Annotated in this window: 23 protein-coding genes; 20 read left to right on the forward strand and 3 right to left on the reverse strand. The window is 42.3% G+C overall.

Annotated features, from left to right (window positions below; genetic code table 11):
• The first annotated feature begins 769 nt into the window (after nt 1-769).
• Nucleotides 770-922: a hypothetical protein gene (locus Xhom_RS34220; RefSeq protein WP_198148755.1), complete on the forward strand. Its 153-nt coding sequence runs from the start codon at nt 770-772 to the stop codon at nt 920-922.
• A 141-nt stretch (nt 923-1063) separates the two neighbouring features.
• Complete coding sequence (gene tmaR / locus Xhom_RS19350; protein WP_069316200.1) at nt 1064-1384, forward strand: PTS system regulator TmaR; 321 nt, start codon at nt 1064-1066, stop codon at nt 1382-1384.
• Between the two features lie 75 nt (nt 1385-1459).
• On the opposite strand, the gene Xhom_RS19355 is transcribed toward tmaR, so the two are convergent.
• A complete protein-coding gene (locus tag Xhom_RS19355) occupies nt 1460-2086 on the reverse strand; it encodes an SDR family oxidoreductase (protein ID WP_069316199.1) in 627 nt (208 codons plus the stop codon).
• A 209-nt stretch (nt 2087-2295) separates the two neighbouring features.
• Nucleotides 2296-5529 (reverse strand): ribonuclease E, encoded by a 3234-nt coding sequence (gene rne / locus Xhom_RS19360; RefSeq protein WP_069316198.1) that lies wholly within the window; start codon nt 5527-5529, stop codon nt 2296-2298.
• Between the two features lie 554 nt (nt 5530-6083).
• On the opposite strand from rne, the gene rluC reads away from it, so the two are divergent.
• Complete coding sequence (gene rluC, locus Xhom_RS19365) at nt 6084-7040, forward strand: 23S rRNA pseudouridine(955/2504/2580) synthase RluC (protein ID WP_069316197.1); 957 nt, start codon at nt 6084-6086, stop codon at nt 7038-7040.
• Here rluC and Xhom_RS19370 read toward each other — a convergent pair.
• Complete coding sequence (locus Xhom_RS19370; RefSeq protein ID WP_069316196.1) at nt 7034-7627, reverse strand: Maf family protein; 594 nt, start codon at nt 7625-7627, stop codon at nt 7034-7036. The genes rluC and Xhom_RS19370 overlap by 7 nt on opposite strands.
• Nucleotides 7628-7771: 144 nt before the next feature.
• On the opposite strand from Xhom_RS19370, the gene yceD reads away from it, so the two are divergent.
• The 17 genes from yceD (at nt 7772) to nagZ (ending at nt 21519) form a co-directional block, all read left to right on the forward strand.
• Complete coding sequence (yceD, locus tag Xhom_RS19375) at nt 7772-8296, forward strand: 23S rRNA accumulation protein YceD (RefSeq protein WP_069316195.1); 525 nt, start codon at nt 7772-7774, stop codon at nt 8294-8296.
• Between the two features lie 12 nt (nt 8297-8308).
• A complete protein-coding gene (gene rpmF / locus Xhom_RS19380; protein WP_004247080.1) occupies nt 8309-8479 on the forward strand; it encodes a 50S ribosomal protein L32 in 171 nt (56 codons plus the stop codon).
• 28 nt (nt 8480-8507) lie between these two features.
• Nucleotides 8508-9557 (forward strand): phosphate acyltransferase PlsX, encoded by a 1050-nt coding sequence (gene plsX / locus Xhom_RS19385; RefSeq protein WP_071933858.1) that lies wholly within the window; start codon nt 8508-8510, stop codon nt 9555-9557.
• 7 nt (nt 9558-9564) lie between these two features.
• Nucleotides 9565-10518 carry a beta-ketoacyl-ACP synthase III gene (locus tag Xhom_RS19390; RefSeq protein ID WP_069316193.1) on the forward strand — a complete coding sequence of 318 codons (954 nt, stop codon included), beginning with the start codon at nt 9565-9567 and terminating at the stop codon, nt 10516-10518.
• Between the two features lie 18 nt (nt 10519-10536).
• Entirely contained in the window at nt 10537-11466 is a 930-nt protein-coding gene (gene fabD, locus Xhom_RS19395; RefSeq protein ID WP_069316192.1) for an ACP S-malonyltransferase, read from the forward strand.
• Between the two features lie 11 nt (nt 11467-11477).
• The gene (gene fabG / locus Xhom_RS19400) at nt 11478-12212 is read left to right on the forward strand and encodes a 3-oxoacyl-ACP reductase FabG (protein WP_069316191.1); all 735 of its coding nucleotides are present in this window, start codon (nt 11478-11480) and stop codon (nt 12210-12212) included.
• Nucleotides 12213-12363: 151 nt separating this feature from the next.
• Nucleotides 12364-12600, forward strand: a complete 237-nt coding sequence (gene acpP, locus Xhom_RS19405; RefSeq protein ID WP_012989255.1) for an acyl carrier protein — start codon at nt 12364-12366, stop codon at nt 12598-12600.
• Nucleotides 12601-12674: 74 nt separating this feature from the next.
• On the forward strand, nt 12675-13916 hold the full coding sequence (fabF, locus tag Xhom_RS19410; RefSeq protein WP_069316190.1) for a beta-ketoacyl-ACP synthase II: 1242 nt from the start codon (nt 12675-12677) through the stop codon (nt 13914-13916).
• Nucleotides 13917-14099: 183 nt separating this feature from the next.
• Complete coding sequence (gene pabC / locus Xhom_RS19415) at nt 14100-14927, forward strand: aminodeoxychorismate lyase (protein ID WP_069316189.1); 828 nt, start codon at nt 14100-14102, stop codon at nt 14925-14927.
• A 90-nt stretch (nt 14928-15017) separates the two neighbouring features.
• A complete protein-coding gene (gene mltG / locus Xhom_RS19420; RefSeq protein WP_069316188.1) occupies nt 15018-16043 on the forward strand; it encodes an endolytic transglycosylase MltG in 1026 nt (341 codons plus the stop codon).
• Nucleotides 16040-16675: a dTMP kinase gene (tmk, locus tag Xhom_RS19425; RefSeq protein ID WP_069316187.1), complete on the forward strand. Its 636-nt coding sequence runs from the start codon at nt 16040-16042 to the stop codon at nt 16673-16675. Before mltG ends, tmk begins: the two co-directional genes overlap by 4 nt.
• A gap of 33 nt (nt 16676-16708) precedes the next feature.
• On the forward strand, nt 16709-17716 hold the full coding sequence (gene holB / locus Xhom_RS19430) for a DNA polymerase III subunit delta' (protein WP_069316186.1): 1008 nt from the start codon (nt 16709-16711) through the stop codon (nt 17714-17716).
• Between the two features lie 22 nt (nt 17717-17738).
• Nucleotides 17739-18542: a metal-dependent hydrolase gene (locus tag Xhom_RS19435; protein WP_069316185.1), complete on the forward strand. Its 804-nt coding sequence runs from the start codon at nt 17739-17741 to the stop codon at nt 18540-18542.
• Nucleotide 18543: 1 nt separating this feature from the next.
• Nucleotides 18544-18894, forward strand: coding sequence for a purine nucleoside phosphoramidase (gene hinT / locus Xhom_RS19440; protein WP_069316184.1), 351 nt, complete (start codon nt 18544-18546; stop codon nt 18892-18894).
• Between the two features lie 66 nt (nt 18895-18960).
• Nucleotides 18961-19530 carry a penicillin-binding protein activator LpoB gene (lpoB, locus tag Xhom_RS19445; protein WP_069316183.1) on the forward strand — a complete coding sequence of 190 codons (570 nt, stop codon included), beginning with the start codon at nt 18961-18963 and terminating at the stop codon, nt 19528-19530.
• On the forward strand, nt 19514-20377 hold the full coding sequence (locus Xhom_RS19450) for a phosphotransferase (RefSeq protein ID WP_232326314.1): 864 nt from the start codon (nt 19514-19516) through the stop codon (nt 20375-20377). The genes lpoB and Xhom_RS19450 overlap by 17 nt, the downstream gene beginning before the upstream one ends.
• 122 nt (nt 20378-20499) lie before the next feature.
• Nucleotides 20500-21519 carry a beta-N-acetylhexosaminidase gene (gene nagZ / locus Xhom_RS19455; protein ID WP_069316181.1) on the forward strand — a complete coding sequence of 340 codons (1020 nt, stop codon included), beginning with the start codon at nt 20500-20502 and terminating at the stop codon, nt 21517-21519.
• Nucleotides 21520-21913 lie beyond the last annotated feature (394 nt).

The following is a 21913-nucleotide window of genomic DNA, read 5'->3' on the forward strand; positions in this document are numbered from 1 at the left end:
TTCTACTGCCCCGATATCCAGTGGCTGGAACAGCCGAAGTGATGACAGGGGCCTAGTGCCCCTTACTCACTCGCTTGGATATCCGTGTCCAGATGCCGGAGAGTTCCATCTGGAATCAGCAACAACGAAAACGGGCTGAAACAGAATAACAGTCAGGGGGCCGAGTGTCCCTTATCTCATCAATGTAATCAGTGGGCTGGGGGTTAGGGTTATATATGAGCTGGTATATTTCAGCCCTCACTTCCATAAAATACAATTAAATTAATAATTGAGTACAGAGTTGAGTACATAAATTAAATGACTTTATTTTATATCCTTTAAATACAATGTATTAAATTTAGTATCTCATAATCGTGGAAATAGAAACTTTGTTTTTCTTTACTGGTGTTCAAAGTCGAGAATTCTCCGTCATCGCCAATTCATAGTTCAAGTGCGTCCCAAAAACGATGATTTTCAGTGACACTAAATTACGTGTTATACATGGTAAACCATATTCCGGCTAATCTGAATGATCGTTCTAACTCGCTTTGAGTCTTATCGTGAGTTATTTTACTGAAATTTCGGATGGTTTAAGTAATTAAATTTCAATATATTACATTATGTTCAGAGGCTGATAATAAAAATTACAGAAGCGCTGCCGACACCGCAAGAATATGCCAGATTACGTGAACGTGCTGGATTATCTGGAAAATCTATTGAGGCGGAGGAGAAAGGGTTACCGAATTCACTATTTGCAATTTATCTGCGTGATCAAGGAGGATTGATTGGAATGGGACGTGTTACTTGGTTGGAGGCACAAGCATTGTCTGGATCTTTTGTTTCTCTGATCGCAAATGAACCCCAACTCTATGAAAAATGGGGGTATCAGTTAACCGCACCATATGCACAAGGTATATATCGTCTTTTAAAGATTCAACACTGATACAACAAATGATACAAAGAATATATCCTGAAGGTATTCAATATCAATAAATTGTCGAAACCGACTTGTCTATGTGTTGCTTGAGATTGTATTGTGTAGACAGCATAAGAAATTATCAGTCTAATGAAGAAGGTGTAAAAAATGGACAACACAAATAAACCAACATTCCACAATGTACTGGAGTTTGTGCGTATATTTCGCCGTAAAAACAAATTACAGCGCGAAATTGTAGATAATGAGAAAAAGGTTCGGGATAACCAAAAACGCGTGTTATTACTCGATAACTTGAGTGACTACATCAAACCGGGGATGTCGGTTGAAGATATTCAAGGTATTATTGCTCATATGCGCAGCGATTATGAAGAGCGCGTTGATGAATATATCATCAAAAATGCTGAGTTATCTAAAGAACGCCGTGAATTATCTAAAAAACTTAAGGCAATGGATGGCGGGGTCAAATAAATTTGATTTGCAATAGATTTTTGATCGTAATTAACCACGCTATTAGGCGTGGTTGTCCATTCATATTCAGTAAAATCAGTTCCAGTGCGGCTTTAATTCTGGATCAACTAAGGCATAAATCTGATAGTAAGCCTGTTTATCTTCCGCCATTTGCGCTAGCTGCTCAGCTACATCTTCTCGGCTAACCATGCCATGAACTTCTTCTTGATAACGCTGACAATGCCCAGTCCCTGCTTGATTGGTAAGGCCTCCAGGACGAACGATTGTAAAGTCCAACGTGCTGGTTTGCAGGTAACTTTCTGCCAGTGATTTGTGTCTAACCGATTGTCCGAATAATGATTTTGCTCGCGGTGACAATGACTTCCAACTTTCACCACAACCGATGGAAGTCACTAATAACATGCGTGAAACTTGAGCTTGTTCCAATGCATTTATGATGGTAATGTTGCCATAATGGTCGGCATCACCACCTCCAATAGTTGAGAAAACAATCGGGTTTTTTCCAGCGAGTGTTATCGATTTTTCTATGCTCTTTTTGTCACAAGCATCACCTTGTATGACGTTAATACCCAGTGCAATCAGTTCTATAGCCTGTTGTTCATTACGAATTAATGCTGTTACAGGTCGATTTTGTTTGAGAGCAATAGTGACTAAATGGCGTCCAACGCCTTTTCCAGCACCAAAAATTAGCCAAGGTTTCATAGGCGGGAATTCTCCATAAAACTAACCGCTTAAAATGATAATGATAACCATCTCAGTTTATTGGAATTACCTGTTGATTGGAATGGATTGTGGAAAGAAATGAAACAGGCAAGTTTTTTGTAATGGATCGGATAAAAAAATGGCTCCTTTTATTGGAGCCATTTTAATTTTACAGGAATTACAATATCTACATGAACGACAATATCGAATTATTCAAATGATTGTGGTTTAGACATGGCTGAAGTTGCAATGTCCGTTGCAGAGTGTCCACCTGCACCGCCTTTTCCTCTGAATGGATAAGCAGGGCGCTGCAATTCATTAATAATAACCGGTTGTGTCACCATTTCTGGTGCTGGTGCCTTCGTCATTGGGGAGTAAGCGTGATGATTTTTTGCCACGATAATCGAAGGCTCAGTAATTTTTGTCTCTTCCGTTTTAACTTCCTCTGCCTGAGAGCATATTTCCGTTGCGACAGCTGGTTGTTCTTCATGATGTTCCTGTTCAACAATAGACGCCACAATGATAGGGTCTGCTATGTGACGTGTTTCTCCAACATCATCTGATGTTGCGTCATTCAATATCTTATCATTTAACGCTTCTGGTTGACGTTTTTCATCATGGTTGATGACAGACTCCACGGTTTCTGAGTCCGAAACCTTAGGTGTTTCTAGTTTCTGTTCCACAGATGTTGTAATGGAAGAATCATCGGCAGCAGGTTTAACAGTATCTTGGGGGGTAATAACCTTCTCTTCCGAGACTTCAACATGAGTCACGGTTGAGATTGGTGCCGATTCTGTTACCGCTGGCACGATAAGCACATTTTCTTCCTGTACTGGCGCCGTTTCTTCTACAACATCAATAGCAGCTGAGATATCCAGCTCAGCGGTGGTTACTGGTATAACAGGATAACGAACCCAAACCTTACCTGACGCCAGTTCCGGTGATACCACGGCCATTGTCAATGGTACGGGTGATTGAGCCAAACTACGTTCATCACGATAACGGCGACGACGTTGACCGCTGACACGCAAATGACGTGGAGAGCGGCGGGAACGACGTGGCATGGTGTTATCTTGTTGCTCACTATTTTGTGGGGCAGACGAACCTTGTGCAATGGTGCCTTGTGGCATTGCAGGTTGGTTGGCTGCTTCAACATTTGTATTAATAACGGCAGGTACTGAAACTTTTTTCTCTGCTTCGGTCTTTGTTGATACTGTTTCAGATATTACTGCTGGTAAAGCAGCAACGGTGGCTTCTTTTTTCACTTCACCGATGTCACTTGTGATACGTACTTTTTGTTCGAGTTGGCGGCGTTGACGACGCGGCATGACTGGCTGACGCTCTTCGACTTCCTCCTCCTCGACAATATCAGGTCTATTTGTTGCCTGTTGCGCTTTAGCTTCCTGCTGTTGCTGACGTTTTTCTTCCTGACGGCGGCGTTGACGCTCAGCTCGCTGTTCACGGCGTTGTTGTTGCTGTGCTTCACGAGCTTCATTGTCTATTACAGTATTATCCTGAGCATCGGTTTTCGGCTGGACATTGCGGCCTTTACGTTGCTCATCGCGCTCACGGTTGTTGTTGCGAGTTTCATTCTCGTTACGTTCGCGACGTTGATTATTCTGGCGGCGCGGATTACGGCGTTCTGATGAGCGACGATTATCATTACCAGAAGCTTTTCTGCTCTTTTCCTGAGTTGGTTGTTCTTCTTCAGCACTGAACATTTTTTTCAGGGCATTGAAGAAACGACTGAACAACCCTGGTTTTTCAGGTTGTTTTTGATTAGTGGCTACAGCCTTTTTCTCTTTTGCTTTTGCTGAGACCGATGCAGGTGTTTCTGTAGGCAGATCAAAAGTTGAAATAGCTGGCTGTTCTGGACGTTTACGCTCATTCAGCCCTTCATCCTGAGCATTTATCATTTCCGCTTCATGCAATTGCGGAAGCAGATAACTCAAAGCAGAAATTTCTTCACCTTTACGTACACGTAAAACAGAGAAATGCGGGGATTGCATCTGATCGTTTGGAACGATAACAACACCCACAACGCCTTGGCGATGTTCAATGGCACTGACGGCTTTACGTTTTTCGTTCAGCAAATAGGAAGCAATTTGTACAGGAACAATCGCATGAACTTGATGCGTGTTTTCTTTTAGTGCTTCTTCTTCGATCAGGCGCAGAATCGACAAAGAAAGTGATTCGTTATCACGAATAGTTCCTGTACCGCTACAGCGAGGACAGACGTGATGACTGGATTCACCCAGTGATGGGCTTAAACGCTGACGAGACATTTCCAACAAACCAAAGCGGGAAATACGCCCGATTTGAATACGGGCACGATCTTGGCGAACGGCATCACGCAGTCGGTTTTCAACTTCACGTTGGTGACGCACTGGAGTCATGTCAATGAAATCGATAACAATAAGACCACCAAGGTCACGCAGACGCAATTGACGTGCAATTTCATCGGCGGCTTCTAAGTTGGTATTAAACGCAGTTTCTTCGATATCTCCACCACGGGTTGCCCTAGATGAGTTGATATCGATTGCGGTCAAGGCTTCAGTCGTGTCTATAACCACTGAACCACCGGAAGGTAGTCGAACTTCACGCTGAAAAGCCGATTCAATTTGTGATTCTATCTGATAATGGCTAAATAGAGGAACTTCACCGCTGTACAGTTTGATTTTACTGGCAAAATCAGGACGCCCCAGAGCAGTAATATGTTGGCGTGCCAAATCAAAGATTTTCGGATTGTCGATCAAGATTTCCCCAATATCCGGGCGCAAATAATCACGGAATGCGCGCACAATGACATTGCTTTCTTGATGGATCAGGAATGGAGCGGGATGGTTGTCTGCGGCTTTTTTGATTGCTTCCCAGTGTCTCAGACGGAAGTTTAAATCTCCCTGCAAGGCGTCTGCGGATTTACCTACACCTGCGGTACGGACAATAAGTCCCATGCCTTCAGGGACTTCAAGGGAAGAAAGTGCTTCTTTTAATTCGATGCGATCATCACCTTCGATACGGCGGGAAATACCGCCAGCTCTTGGGTTATTTGGCATTAGAACCAGATAGCTGCCAGCCAGACTGATAAAGGTTGTTAAAGCTGCACCTTTATTGCCTCGTTCTTCTTTATCAACTTGAACGATGACTTCCTGACCTTCCTTGAGGATATCTTTAATGTTAGGACGACCATGCGAATGGTAATTACTTGGAAAGTACTCGCGAGCAATTTCTTTAATAGGCAGAAAGCCATGTCGTTCTGCACCATAATCAACAAAAGCAGCTTCTAGGCTAGGTTCAATCCGAGTAATTTTACCTTTATATATATTTGCCTTTTTCTGCTCATGTCCTGGACTTTCAATATCCAAATCATAAAGACGTTGCCCATCAACAAGGGCGACACGCAACTCTTCCTGTTGTGTTGCGTTGATTAACATTCTTTTCATTCTAACTTACTCATTATTTTTTACATTGGTATAGAGCCGCGAGTAAAAAAGATGCACTACTGGTTACCGATGGCCTCGTGTCTTCTACAAAACCGTCAGCCTCACGGCTATCGTTTGTATAGAGGCGCCTATTTTTCGGCGAGCCTGAATTTCATTTAAAACAGTACTCTTTATTGGGGATGCTGTAATAAATTGGTACAGATTTAACCCAATCCAGTAAGCTGCAACCCGCAGCCCATAAATTGTTTGATTAAACATTACGTCTTACGCCATTGCTGCGCTTTTGTTTGATCAAACAGATAACAAACAATTTCAATCTTGCCATTCATAGTTTAGTAAACTGTGGCCAGAAAGCATTATTCCATTGCTATTGGGGTGATAGCAAGGTGACTTTATCGCTTTAAGGGTTTTTTATTAGGAAATAGTGACAAGTTGTTAATCTTTGGTCTTTATCCTAAGTCACTTGAGACAATGAAGCAGAAAAATGTGGATGTTATTTAGACACACTTAAAAATGAGTGGCGCTCTGTTTGTTGGATAATTAGAATCTTGCCCATGAAAACAAATAATCAAGTTGTACAGTTTGTCACGATTGATGACGACGAAGCCGGTCAGCGCGTTGATAATTTTTTGCTGGCTCGTTTGAAAGGTGTACCTAAGAGCATGATTTATCGGATCTTGCGCAAAGGTGAAGTTCGAGTTAACAAGGGAAGAGTCAAGCCTGAATATAAATTGACAGCAGGTGATACCGTTAGGATCCCACCCGTTAGGGTAGCAGAAAGGCAGGAGGTGCCTGTATCAGCTAAGCTGGACAAAGTGGCCGTTCTGGCAGAATGCATTTTGTATGAAGATGATCATATTCTGGTTATTAATAAACCATCGGGAACAGCAGTACATGGTGGCAGCGGGTTGAGTTTCGGAGTAATCGAAGGATTACGAGCACTGCGCCCTGAAGCACGTTTCCTTGAACTGGTGCATCGCCTTGACCGCGATACATCGGGCATTTTGTTAATTGCGAAAAAGCGTTCAGCATTGCGTGCATTGCATGAACAGCTTCGTTTGAAACAAATGCAGAAAGATTATCTGGCATTAGTGCGTGGTCAGTGGCAGTCCCATTGTAAAGTGGTAGAAGTCCCCTTATTGAAAAATATCCTGCAAAGTGGGGAAAGGGTGGTAAAAGTTAGTGGTGAAGGCAAACCTTCAGAAACACGGTTCAAAGTTGAAGAACGGTATGCCTTCGCTACATTGGTGCGTGCAAGCCCGGTTACGGGACGAACTCACCAAATCCGCGTGCATACTTTACATGCAGGTCATCCTATTGCTTTTGATGATCGCTATGGTGATCGGGCATTTGACGCACAGCTTGCAAAAACTAGGCTTAACCGACTGTTTCTGCATGCGAGTTCATTGAAATTTACCCATCCATCTACAGGAGAAACCCTGCGTTTCGAAGCACCAATAGATGATAGATTGCGAAATTGCTTAAAGAAATTGCGCCAAAATAATTACTGAGAACATGCCGTCAGTGGGTTTACTCCCTGACGGATAAGCATTTCTGTCAGAGTAATTAATGGTAAACCAATTAATGTGTTGGGATCTTTACCTTCTAGCTTTTCAAATAATGTAATTCCTAATCCTTCACTTTTAAAACTACCAGCACAATTAAAAGGTTTTTCTTTGTTTAAGTAGCTGATGATTTCTGATTCGGTAAGCTCTCTGAAATAAACATGAAATAGTTCACAACGGGTATCGGTATCGCCAGTTTTGCTATTGAATAGTGTAATACCAGTATAAAAAGTGACACATTTTCCGCTGGCTTTTTTTAGCTGGGCGAAAGCGTTCTCAAAATTATGGGGTTTACCCGTAATTTTTTTATCTAAAATACAAACTTGATCGGAACCTATAATTAGATGACGGGAATAATTTTGTTGTAATGTGGTTGCTTTTGCATGTGATAGCCGCATGACTAATTGTTCAGGGTTTTCATTTTTGTGTGGACTTTCATCAATATCAGGAGAGGCACAAGTAAAAGGTAACCCTATTTTTTCTAGTAATAGGCGGCGATATGCTGAAGTTGACGATAAAATAATCGGAAGCATCATTTTTCCATAAAATACGTAGAGAAATATTCACAGGCATTTTAAACTATATGCCGCTTAACAAGCGAATATTTGGCGGAAAGGTGCAGATGTGTGGCCTTTTTCTTTGACTATGTCTCATTACAAAGATAATATGCGCGCCTTATGCAAAAGGTAAAATTACCCCTGACCATCGATGCGCTTCGAGCAGCTCAGAAAAGACTGGACTACCAAGGTAGTTATTCTGCTGAGCAAGTTTCTCGTATTGCAGAATCCGTGGTCAGTGTGGATAGTGATGTAGATAGCTCTTTATCATTTGAAATTGATAATCAGCGTTTGGCAGTGATAAAAGGGCATTCTGATGTGGATGTTACTCTTAGCTGTCAGCGTTGTGGCAGTAATTTCAGCCATCATGTTCACACAACGTATTGTTTTAGCCCGGTCGTTAATGACGAGAAGGCTGAGGCATTACCGGAAGAATATGAGCCAATAAATGTTAATGAATTTGGCGAAATAGATTTGCTGGCAATGATTGAAGATGAAATAATTCTATCTATGCCGGTGTTTCCGGTACATGATTCTGAACACTGTGAAGTGTCCGACGCGGATATGGTGTTTGGCGAACTGCCTTCTGAAGCAGAAAAACCAAACCCATTTGCCGTATTAGCCAGTTTAAAGAAAAGTACTTAAGGAGTAAGGTCAATGGCCGTACAACAGAATAAACCAACTCGTTCTAAACGTGGTATGCGTCGTTCTCATGACGCACTGACTGCAACACATGTCTCTGTAGACAAAACTTCTGGTGAAACTCACCTGCGTCACCATGTGACTGCTGATGGCTACTATCGTGGCCGCAAGGTAATCAACAAGTAATTCAGCTAACTATTAGCAAGTTGATATCTTGGCTAATCTAACCTTAGCGTTAGATGCTATGGGCGGGGACTTTGGTCCTCGCGTCACGGTGCCTGCTGCATTGCAGGCACTGGCATCTAATCCGCAATTAAAATTATTGTTGGTCGGTGATCCCGAAACCATCTCTCCTTTGCTTGCAAATAAAAATGCTGAGCTGCTCAGCCGTTTGCAAATTATCCCTGCGGAACATGTCGTTTCCAACGATATGAAGCCTTCTCAGGCTATTCGTTCCAGTCGTGGTACTTCAATGCGTATTACTCTTGATTTGGTGAAATCGGGTGAAGCGCAAGCCTGTATCAGTGCGGGAAATACAGGGGCCTTGATGGGGCTGGCCAAATTGATGTTGAAATCCATTGAAGGAATTGAACGACCTGCGTTGATGACGTTAATACCTAATCTAAAACAACAGAAGACCGTTGTATTGGATTTAGGCGCTAATATTAATTGTAATAGCAGTATGTTAGTTCAATTTGCGATTATGGGCGCCGTAATGGCCGAGTATGTTACAGGTGTGGATAACCCACGTGTTGCTCTACTCAATATCGGGGAAGAAGAATCGAAGGGGCTGGATAATATCCGCGAAGCTGCTATGACCTTACGTAATATCTCAGCAATTAATTATATAGGTTATGTGGAAGGAAATGAGTTACTGACGGGAAAGACAGATGTGCTCGTGTGTGACGGCTTCGCAGGTAATGTTACGCTGAAGACGATGGAAGGTGCGATCAGAGTGATTCTATCTCTGGTAAAATCGCCGGGTGGTCAGCAGAAAAAATCATCTTGGTTAATGAAAATACTCAAGAAGATATTCAAGAAATGGTTGCTAAAACAGGTCATGAAGCGGTTTGGTCATTTAAACCCTGACCAATATAATGGAGCTACATTGCTAGGGTTACGTGGCATTGTTATTAAAAGTCATGGTGCTGCCAATGAACACGCGTTTAAGGCTGCCATCGATCAAGCTATTCAGGCTGTAGAGAAGCAGGTTCCTGACAGAATCGCTGCCCGGTTGGATGCAGTATTGCCCAAGAGTGAATAAGCATAGAATGTATACAAAAATCTTAGGTACGGGCAGTTATTTGCCTGCTCAGGTGCGTACTAACGCAGATTTAGAAAAAATGGTGGATACGTCTGACGAATGGATTGTGACTCGTACAGGCATCCGTGAACGCCGTATTGCAGCTGAAGATGAAGATGTGTCAACGCTGGGCTTTAAAGCGGCGGCAAAAGCTATTGAAATGGCTGGAATCGATAAAACACAAATTGATTTAATTGTTGTTGCAACAACAAGTTCAACCCATGCCTTTCCAAGCGCCGCTTGCCAGATCCAACACTTGTTGGGGATTCAAGGCGTTGCAGCTTTTGATGTTTCCGCTGCATGTGCTGGCTTTACCTATGCGTTAAGCATTGTCGATAAATTTATTAAAACTGGTGCAGCTAAACATGCATTGGTGATTGGTTCTGACATTATTTCAAGAGTTGTAGATCCTGAAGATCGCAGTACAATTATCATCTTTGGTGATGCCGCAGGTGCAATGGTCGTTGGGGCTTCAGAAGAACCAGGCATATTATCTACGCATCTTCATGCTGATGGTCGCTATGGTGATTTATTGTCATTGCCGCATCAGAGCCGCGTGAAGTGTGATACACCTGAATACGTTAAAATGGCTGGCAATGAAGTCTTTAAAGTTGCTGTCCGTGAATTGGCCAATATCGTTGATGAAACGTTAGAAGCCAATAACTTGGCTCATTCCCAGCTTGATTGGCTGGTACCTCATCAAGCAAACTTGCGTATCATTTCAGCGACAGCCAAGAAATTAGATATGACAATGGATAAAGTGGTCGTGACGCTGGATCGTCATGGCAATACCTCGGCAGCATCTGTTCCGACAGCGTTTGATGAAGCGGTGCGTGATGGAAGAATTCAACGCGGCCAGCTTGTCTTACTTGAAGCATTCGGCGGTGGCTTTACCTGGGGCTCAGCGCTAGTACGTTTTTAATTAAACAGGAAAATAAACATGTCTGATTTTGCAATGGTATTTCCCGGTCAAGGTTCTCAATCTTTGGGGATGTTGGCGGATTTAGCCTCAGAATTTCCTCTGGTTGAACAAACTTTCGCAGAGGCTTCTGCTGTTTTAGGATATGATTTATGGGCTTTGGTTCAGCAAGGCCCAGCAGAAGAACTAAACAAAACGTGGAAAACCCAACCTGCGTTGTTGGCAGCTTCAGTCGCTATTTGGCGTGTATGGCAGGAAAAAGGCGGCAAAGCACCTTCTATTATGGCAGGTCATAGCCTTGGCGAATATTCTGCACTGGTCTGCGCTGGTGTGATTGAATTCCAGCAGGCAATTAAGCTTGTTGAATTGCGTGGAAAGCTGATGCAGGAGGCTGTACCAGAAGGACAAGGGGCGATGTATGCCATTATCGGTTTGAATAATGAGACCATTGCAAAAGCATGTGAAGAGTCCGCACAAGGTCAGATTGTTTCACCAGTCAACTTTAATTCACCCGGACAAGTTGTGATTGCAGGTGAAAAAGACGCGGTAGAGCGTGCTGGCGCAGCATGTAAAGCTGCTGGCGCAAAACGAGCGTTACCTTTGGCCGTTAGTGTTCCTTCACATTGCGCACTTATGAAATCTGCAGCCGAGCAGTTAGCTTCTGCGCTGCAAGAGGTTATGTTTAATCAGCCACAGTTCCCTGTTGTCAATAATGTTGATGTAAAAGCAGAAGATTCTGCCGATGCTATTCGCGACGCGCTGGTTCGTCAGTTGTATAATCCTGTACGCTGGACAGAATCAGTTGAATACATTGCCGATCAAGGCGTTGAACAACTGTTGGAAATTGGGCCAGGTAAGGTATTAACTGGGTTAACGAAACGTATTGTTGATACTTTAAGTGCTGTAGCAGTAAATGATGTATCATCACTCACAGTTGCTCTGAATAAATGACTGAGGAAAACATGAGCTTTGATGGAAAAATTGCACTGGTCACTGGCGCTAGCCGTGGCATAGGTCGCGCGATTGCAGAGTTATTGGTTGAACGTGGAGCCTGTGTTATTGGCACCGCAACCAGTGAGAAGGGAGCCGAAGCAATCAGTGCCTATATTGGTGATAAAGGCAAAGGTTTTGTACTGAATGTCACAGATTCAGAATCCATTGAAAATGCACTCTCGAATATTCGTGCTGAATTTGGTGAAATAGACATTTTGGTTAATAATGCAGGCATCACTCGTGATAACTTGTTGATGCGCATGAAAGATGATGAGTGGCAAGATATTATTGACACTAATCTTTCTTCGATTTTTCGTCTGTCAAAAGCAGTAATGCGCTCTATGATGAAAAAACGTTATGGACGTATTATTTCCATTGGATCTGTTGTTGGTACTATGGGAAATGCAGGGCAGGCGAATTACACGGCAGCGAAGGCAGGAGTTATTGGTTTTAGTAAATCATTGGCTCGTGAAGTTGCTTCTCGTGGCATCACCGTCAACGTTGTTGCACCTGGTTTTATCGAAACTGATATGACCAAAGCGTTGACAGACGAACAACGCGCAAGTATTTCTGCTGGAATTCCTGCCAATCGTCTTGGTGATGCAAAAGAAATTGCCAGTGCTGTAGCGTTTCTTGCTTCTGACGAGGCCGCTTACATTACGGGTGAAACATTGCATGTCAATGGTGGCATGTACATGATCTAAAAAATGAGCGAACCCTCTGTTTCTGATGTGTTTTTATACAAAAAGAAGCAAATTGTGGTTCGACCAGCCGGGATTTGGTTGCATCTTTTCCTGTATTTTATAAACTACGAAAACCATCGCGAAAGCGAGTTTTGATAGGAAATTTAATAGTATGAGCACTATCGACGAACGCGTTAAGAAAATCATCGTTGAACAACTGGGTGTTAAAGAGGAAGAAGTTGTAAATACAGCTTCATTTGTTGATGACTTGGGCGCTGATTCTCTTGACACAGTTGAACTGGTAATGGCTCTGGAAGAAGAGTTCGATATCGAGATCCCAGACGAAGAAGCTGAGAAAATCACTACAGTTCAGGCTGCTATTGACTACGTTGAAAACGCAGGTAAATAAGCACACATACCTAGGCGGTCATTCGACCGCCTATGTTTTTTGTCCTAAATTTTTTCCCTCCCTGGAGGATAACCGTGTCTAAGCGTCGAGTAGTCGTGACCGGACTAGGCATGTTATCTCCTGTCGGCAATACAGTAGAGTCTTCTTGGAACGCTGTTTGTGCCGGACAGAGTGGTATCGGCCTTATCGAACATTTTGACACCTCTAACCATGCAACTCAGTTTGCTGGTGTGGTGAAGAATTTTAATCATGAAGATTTCAATATTTCGCGCAAAGATGCACGGAAAATGGATCTCTTCATTCAGTATGGCATTGCTGCGGGCGTACAAGCCATTGAAGATGCAGGAATCGAAGTAACAGAAGCTAATGCTGGCCGCTTTGGTGCTGCTATTGGTTCTGGTATTGGTGGTTTAGGTCTGATTGAAGAAAACCACAGTACATTGCTTGCTGCTGGGCCTCGCAAGGTCAGCCCATTTTTTGTACCTTCGACCATTATCAATATGGTGGCAGGTCATCTGAGTATTCTGTATGGTCTTCGTGGCCCTAGCATTTCTATTGCAACCGCTTGTACTTCTGGTGTACACAATATTGGTCATGCGGCGCGTATCATTGCCTATAATGATGCTGATATTATGCTTGCAGGTGGTGCAGAAAAAGCTAGCACAGAATTTGGTGTTGCTGGATTTGGTGCTGCACGTGCATTATCGACTCGTAACGATGCTCCTGAGAGCGCAAGTCGTCCTTGGGATAAAGATCGTGATGGTTTTGTTCTGGGTGACGGAGCTGGTGTTGTCGTTCTTGAAGAATACGAACACGCTAAAAAACGTGGCGCAAAAATCTATGCTGAAGTTGTTGGCTTCGGCATGAGCAGTGATGCTTACCACATGACATCTCCTCCTGAAAATGGGGCAGGTGCTGCTTTGGCAATGGAAAATGCTCTGAAAGATGCGGGCATTTCACCAGAGCAAGTGGGTTACATTAATGCTCATGGCACGTCAACACCAGTTGGTGATATTGCAGAAGCTCGTGCAGTAGAGTCTGTTTTTGGTGAAGGCACTAAAGTATTAGTGAGTTCAACTAAATCAATGACAGGCCACTTGTTAGGTGCTGCGGGAGCGGTTGAATCTATTTTCACTATTCTTTCTCTGCGTGATCAGATTGTTCCTCCAACCATTAATTTGGAAAACCAGGATGAAAACTGTCATTTGGATTTAGTTCCAGGTGAAGCACGTAAAGTTGAAGGAATGGAATACGCATTGTGTAACTCTTTCGGCTTCGGTGGTACTAATGGGTCATTGATTTTCCGAAAGATCTAAACGCGTTCTGTTTTTATAAAAAGCCTCAACAAATGTTGAGGCTTTTTTACACCTGTTTTTTATGATTCATTCTGAATGACTGCTTTTGTATGGGTTTTTGCACTGCTGAGGCACCTATACTATTATAACTTTCCTTAATAACTAGGGTTATAGCGCCTTTTTTATCAAAAATAAGAAATTAAGATGACGTATTGGATTAATGGTAATCAGTGTGATCAATTATCAGTGAATGATCGAGCGGTACAATTTGGTGATGGCTGTTTTACCACAATAAGAGTTGAGCAAGGGCAGCCGGCTTTGTTGACTTTACATATCAAACGGTTACAAAAAAACGTTGAAAAACTGTTTATGCCAGCACTGGATTGGCTGCAACTTGAAAGCCATATTAAACAAGTCGTGGTGGGGTGTGAATCAGGTGTTTTGAAAGTTATTCTCTCCAGAGGAGCGGGAAGCCGTGGTTATAGTATCAATGATACAATTGCACCCACTCAGATTCTATCCCTGAGTTCATATCCTGAACAGTATATTACTCAGCGTCAAAAGGGCGTTTCATTGATTCTTAGCCCCATTTCTATGGGAATTAATCCCCATTTGGCAGGCATTAAACATTTGAATCGTCTAGAGCAGGTTTTGATTAAAAGATCTATTGAACAATCCAAAGCTGATGAAGCATTGGTGCTTGATAGTGATGGGTTATTGGTTGAGTGTTGTGTTGCCAATATATTCTGGCGAAAAGGAAAAAATGTTTATACGCCAGATCTTCGGCATTGTGGCGTGGAAGGCGTTATGCGGCAGAGAATAATCGAATTATTGGCAAAAAGTGATTATAGTCTGTCATGCGTTATGCGCTATCCTGAAGTGCTGGCTCATGCAGATGAAGTAATCATTTGTAATTCCCTAATGCCAGTACTGCCAGTAAATCAAATTCAAGCACACAAAAGTCAACCTGCATGGAAATATCAATCAAGAGAGTTGCATGAGTATTTATTACCCCAATGTTTAGGTCTCTAATGCTTAACTCTCTATTTTTTAAGACTCTATTTTTCAAAGTATTAGCTATTTAGTACTCATCATTACAGCATAAACAAAAGTGATTACCGAATGAAACTAAAAAAGCGTATTCTCATTCTCCCCGGATTGATTATTGCGGTCACAGCGATCCTGTTTTTTGCTTTTGTGAAAAAAATAGAAAACTTTGCTGATCAGAATATTAGTCTTCATCAAGAACTCATATTTACTGTCCCGGCAGGAACTGGACGTGTTGGCCTAGAAACCTTACTTATCCAACATAAATTAATTGAAGATAATCACTTAATACCGTGGCTATTCCGGTTAAATCCTGAACTCGCGAGATTCAAAGCCGGAACCTATCGTCTGAAAGAGGGCATGTCTTTAAGATCAGTTCTACATCTGTTTGCCAGTGGCAAAGAAACTCAGTTCTCTATTCGTTTCGTTGAAGGCAGTCGCCTTTCTGATTGGTCAAAAGTATTGCAAGGTGCACCTTACTTAAAGCACGAAGCGGAAAGTAAAACCCTACAAGAGCTGATTAATGCTCTCGAGGGAAAAACAGGAGATTCACTGGAGGGCTGGTTTTATCCTGATACTTATCTGTATACAGCTGGCACGAGTGACATGGAATTACTCAAGCGGGCTTATAACAGAATGAAGGTGGTATTAAAGCAAGAGTGGAAAAATCGCGAAAAGAATCTGCCATATAAGAATGCCTATGAAATGTTGATCATGGCTTCTATCATTGAAAAAGAGACGGCAATTGAATCTGAACGTACTAAGGTTGCTTCGGTATTCGTGAATCGCCTACGGTTAAAGATGCGATTACAAACTGATCCGACGGTAATTTATGGATTGGGAGATAAATATACTGGTACGATTTTTCGCAGTAATCTCAACACAATTACGCCATACAATACTTATATGATTGAAGGATTGCCGCCAACACCTATTGCTATGCCAAGTCTGGCTTCTATTAAGGCAGCAGCACATCCTGCTGCCACAGAGTATTTATATTTCGTCGCGGATGGTAATGGCGGCCATACATTCACCACCAATTTGGTAGCACATAATAAGGCGGTAAGTGTTTATCGTCAGAGATTAAAGCAGGATAAATGAACAGCAAATTTATTGTAATTGAAGGGCTTGAGGGCGCAGGGAAAACGACAGCAATTCAAACAGTGGTTGAAACATTGAAACAATACGGTATTTCTGACCTGATTTTTACCCGTGAACCGGGTGGAACACCCTTGGCAGAAAAACTACGCCAGCTGATTAAACAAGGGATCGAAGGCGAATCACTGACAGATAAAGCAGAAGTATTGATGCTATATGCCGCCAGAGTTCAATTGGTGGAAAATGTCATTAAGCCAGCTTTAGCTAAAGGAACTTGGGTGGTCGGTGATCGTCATGACCTTTCTTCTCAGGCTTACCAAGGCGGTGGGCGTGGTATTGATCTGAATTTAATGACATCATTACGCGAAGCTGCTCTGGGTGATTTTTGTCCTGATTTGACCATCTACCTTGATTTACCTCCAGAGGTGGGTTTACAACGTGCCCGTGAGCGTGGTGAATTAGATCGCATTGAAAAAGAATCTTTGAATTTCTTCCATCGGACGCGTGAAAGATACCTCGAACTGGTAGTGAAAGATGACAGTATCAGAACAGTTGATGCGACCCAAGCACTGGAAAAAGTGCAGGATGATATTCGCCATACTTTACTTAATTGGTTAAAAGACAAAATTGGGTAAAAAACATTGGCTGAGAGAATAGGAAATACAGGCATGAATTGGTATCCGTGGCTTAATCATGCGTACCGTCAGTTAGTTGAATCCCATCAGCAGGGGCGTGGGCACCATGCCGTTTTGCTCCATGCTCATGAAGGAACTGGAGCTTCTGCATTAGTGTATGGATTGAGTCGCTGGTTAATGTGTCAGGATAAACAGGGTATGAAAAGCTGTGGCAAATGCCATGGCTGTCATTTAATGTTGGCCGAAACCCATTCTGACTGGCACGTCCTTAGCCCCGAAAAGGGAAAAAATATCATTGGCGTGGATGCTGTACGCCAACTCAATGAAAAACTCTTTGAACATTCACAGCAAGGAGGGGCTAAAATTGTCTGGGTGTCATCGACTGAATTTTTGACTGATGCAGCGTCCAATGCTTTACTGAAAACATTGGAAGAACCCCCAAAAAGCACTTATTTCTTGTTACAGTGCCAGAATCCTGCAAATTTGTTGGCAACATTACGTAGTCGCTGTTTTTATTATTTTCTCTCTGTACCAGAAAGCGAGATAGGGCTTTATTGGCTACAGAATCAGCTTCCCGCCATATCATCATTGGATGCACAGACAGCATTAAAACTTTCTCAGGGAGCACCATTGGCAGCAGAGCGGTTGCTTCAGACTGAAAAATGGCAGCAGAGAAGGGCATTTTGTCAGGCGATAGCACAGGCATTATATAAATGTGATACCCTGTCACTTTTACCATTGTTGAATCGTGATGATGTACAGCAATCGTTGCATTGGTTGATCAGTTTATTATCTGATGCGGTGAAATGGCAGCAGAAGGCACAAAATTACTGCATTAATCAAGATCAGCAGGTTTTGATTCATCATCTTGCTTCCGCTCAAAATGTGGAAAAATTATTAAGTACAGTTGATGATTGGATGCATTGTCGTCATCAATTATTATCTGTAGTGGGTATCAATCGGGAATTGATGCTGACAGGGCAACTGCTCAATTGGGAAAAGCAACTCAATTGGAAAAAGCAATTATCCCCCACACAGTAACTTATTTAGATACGAGCATATTATGTTTTTAGTTGATTCTCATTGTCATCTCGATTGCCTTGATTATGAAAAACTGCACAAAAGTGTAGATGATGTGGTGGCAAAAGCCGCAGAACGGGATGTGAAATATATGCTGGCAGTGGCGACTACATTGCCCGGTTTCCAGCAAATGAAAAAATTGATTGGAAAACGAGAAAATATAGCCTATTCCTGCGGCATTCATCCATTAAATCTGGATGAAGGTTACGATTTTGAAGAAATTGCCCGATTGGCGAGAGATGAGGATGTAGTCGCATTGGGTGAGACCGGTCTGGATTATTATTATCAGAAAGAAAATGCAGAACTTCAACGAACTTCATTTCGTCAACATATCCGCATTGGCCGTGAATTAAACAAACCAGTGATCGTGCATACCCGTGAAGCAAGGGAAGACACACTGAAAGTATTGCGGGAAGAAAAAGTACAAGAGTGTGGTGGTGTTTTGCACTGTTTCACGGAAGATAAAGAGACAGCAAGCGCTTTGCTGGATTTAGGGTTTTATATCTCTTTTTCTGGCATCGTCACCTTCCGTAATGCTGAACAGATCCGTGAAGCAGCAAAAATTGTCCCCCTTGATCGTATTTTGGTAGAAACTGATTCACCTTATCTGGCACCTGTTCCTCACCGTGGCAAACAGAATCAGCCAGCTTATGTGCGTGAAGTTGCTGAATATATGGCAGTTTTGAAAGGTGTTAGTATTGATGAATTGGCATCGGTAACCACAAGAAACTTTTGTGAACTATTTCATATTGATATTCAAGAAAATAATGACAAAAAGGAGAAATAAGATGGCAGAAGAAACTATTTTTAGCAAAATCATTCGTCGTGAAATTCCTGCTGATATTATTTATCAGGATGAGCTGGTCACAGCATTCCGTGATATTTCACCTCAGGCGCCGACACATATTTTGATTATCCCTAATGTATTAATCCCAACGGTTAACGATGTTACTACTGAGCATGAAATTGCGTTGGGCCGTTTGTTTACGGTTGCAGCAAAAATTGCAAAAGGTGAAGGGATTGCAGAAGATGGCTATCGCTTGATCATGAACTGCAATCGTCACTCAGGGCAGGAAGTTTTCCATATCCATATGCATTTGGTTGGTGGGCGTCCATTGGGGCCTTTATTGGTAGAATAATAAGTTGGCAGAATCGCATCACTCGCGTGTATCGGCACAAGGTAGTGACGTAACTGGAGTAGTTTAATGAAAAGAATTTTCTTTATTATATTATCAGCGATGTTGCTGACGAGTTGTGTACTTGAAAAAGCACAACCGCCTGCTCCTGTTACACCGGTGGAGCCAATAGAGAAAAAAGAACCGTCGGTAGAGCCATCGGAAAAAATTCTTCAACCGCCCAAAATACAATCTACTAATTGGAATGGTATTGTTCAGCCCTTGGTTGAACAGATGGTTAAGGCCAATGGACTGGAAGCGGGAAGGTTATTACTGATTGATTCTGTTAAAAATAACACTAATGGCGTGCTTCAAAACCTGAAAGCGACAGATGCTGTTATTGGTGCAGTCAGCAGCAAACAGGTCTTTAACGTTGTACCAAAATCTCAAGTCTATACAGCCAGAAAAGCACTGGGTTTATCATCGGAAGATAGCTTGGGCTTGCGTAGTAAGTCCATTGGACTGGCTCGTTATTTGAACGCCGACTATGTTCTCTATTCTGAGGTATCTGGCAATAATAGTCAGCGTGTTATAGAGATGCAGCTGATGTTAGTCCAAACCGGCGAAATACTTTGGTCAGGTCGTGGTGACGTTAACTAACGATAATTCGTTATTGGCAATATTAAACCAGCAATGGTCAGATATTCCCGCAGAGGCTTGGGAAATCAAGCCATTGACCGGTCTGACACAAGGAAGTGTCTATATTACGGATGGTGTGCGTCAGATGGTTGGACGTACACTAACAGCACACAGTGGAACTTTGGGAGTCGATCGTCAACGAGAAACTCGGGTATTACGTCGTTTATCTCCTACAGGTATTGCGCCTAAAGTGATCGCTATGAGCGGTACTTGGCTATTACTTGAGTGGCTTACGGGAACAAAGATCAAATCAGATATATTGAGTTTCCCAGCGTTACAGCAACTATTAGCTCGGACAATGGCTACTCTTCATCACCATACCCCATTGGGATATCCTCTTAAATTTAAACAACAAATTTCATCTCAGTGGCAGCAAATTGACCAGAAGCGTCTATCTCCCCGCTGGTTACATCTACATAAATTATTTATGGCGGCAAAAATGCCCACCGCGTTAAAAATTGCTCCTGATCATATGGATATCCACTCTGATAATCTGCTGATGACCGAAGAGGGGTTAAAATTAATTGATTGGGAATATGCCGCTGATGTTGATATTGGTTTCTCATTGGCTGTGCTATTTGAGGGCAACCAATGGGATGAGATACAGCAGAAAAATTTTTTGGATTATTATTGTATCGGTGCATCAGGATATTCAGATCTCAAGCTATTGCAGCAGCAGATTAAGCGATGGAAACCGTGGGTGAGATACATGATGCTAATGTGGTATGAAGTACGTTGGCAACAGACAAAAGAGCAACAGTTTTTATCATTGGTGTACCCGCTGCGCTGTACTTTTAAGCTAGCGTAACGGTTGGTGGAACCAATTTTCATCCAATATATTTTTTATTCACAATAATAAATTGTATACCCAAAGCTTGAAAAATGAAGGGTATTACAGATGGCAACCAATAAACAGAAATGAGGAATGCTATGGGGCCAGTAATGTTAGATGTTGTTGGTTATGAATTGGATAATGAAGAACGCGAAATTCTGCAACATCCATTAGTGGGCGGTTTAATTCTGTTTACCCGCAACTACCATGATACAAAACAATTGTGTGAATTAGTGCAGCAAATTCGTAAATCTTCCCATCACCGTCTGGTCATTGCTGTTGATCAGGAAGGGGGACGTGTTCAGCGTTTTCACGAAGGCTTTACGCGTTTACCTGCTGCACAGTCTTTTGCTTGCATTAATGACACACTTATGGGAGCACATTTAGCAGAAGAATCTGGTTGGTTGATGGCATCAGAGATGATTGCAATGGACATCGATATCAGTTTCGCACCCGTGCTGGATTTGGGACATAAATGTACAGCAATTGGTGAACGCTCATTTCATGAAGAGCCAGAACCTGCGATGGCTATGGCTGAAAAATTTATTAAAGGCATGCATTCAGCGGGGATGAGTTCGACGGGGAAACATTTTCCTGGGCATGGGGCCGTGACGGCAGATTCCCATAAAGAAACACCAAGGGATAATCGCTCGATGGATGCCATTAATTGCCATGATATGGTCATTTTCCGGGATTTTATCCAGCGTAATCTGCTGGATGCGATTATGCCGGCTCATGTTATTTATTCCCAGATAGATCACCGTCCTGCCAGTGGTTCGCCGTATTGGTTGAAATCTGTGTTACGTCAGCAATTAGGGTTTGAAGGTGTAATTTTTTCTGATGACCTATCAATGGAAGGCGCTGCGGTTATGGGAAGTTATGCCGAGCGTGCACAAACATCATTAGACGCAGGCTGTGACATGATTTTAGTGTGCAACAATCGGGAAGGTGCGGTCAGCGTGTTAGATAGCCTGCCGATGATCAACTCAGATAAAATCTCACGGTTATATCACCGAGGTAAACAATTTAGTTTAGAAGAATTACAGCAATCTGAACGTTGGCAGCAAGCTCATAAGGCACTGCATGGCCTGTGTGATAAATGGCTAAGATGTGAATGATTATTGAATTAATGTAAATTTATTTCGATAAAAGGGGGAGTAGGATGCCATCAGCAATTCTATTCCTTTTATACCTGTTGTCTTTCAAGTTGCAGCTTTGTTGGCTACGCTTATCCCAGCCGTATAATGTCCACTTTATGCGCTTGAAATCTTTTATTCACACAATGTTAACATTGTAAATGTCAATTATTCATAAACCCGATTTAAATCCAATTAATTGAAAATTATCGTGCAAATTTTGTGATTGATGTCTAATTAATCAAAAGAATTTGATTGTGGTTATTTTTGGTATGACCAATTAACTAGCCATGATATTCTGACGATATTTTCAGTATGAAATTTGTCTAGCCTGATGTTATTTAAGGACGTTACTCACGTTTTACCTAAAAAAACG

This window comes from Xenorhabdus hominickii (assembly GCF_002632725.1).
GTDB classification, from domain to species: domain Bacteria; phylum Pseudomonadota; class Gammaproteobacteria; order Enterobacterales; family Enterobacteriaceae; genus Xenorhabdus; species Xenorhabdus hominickii.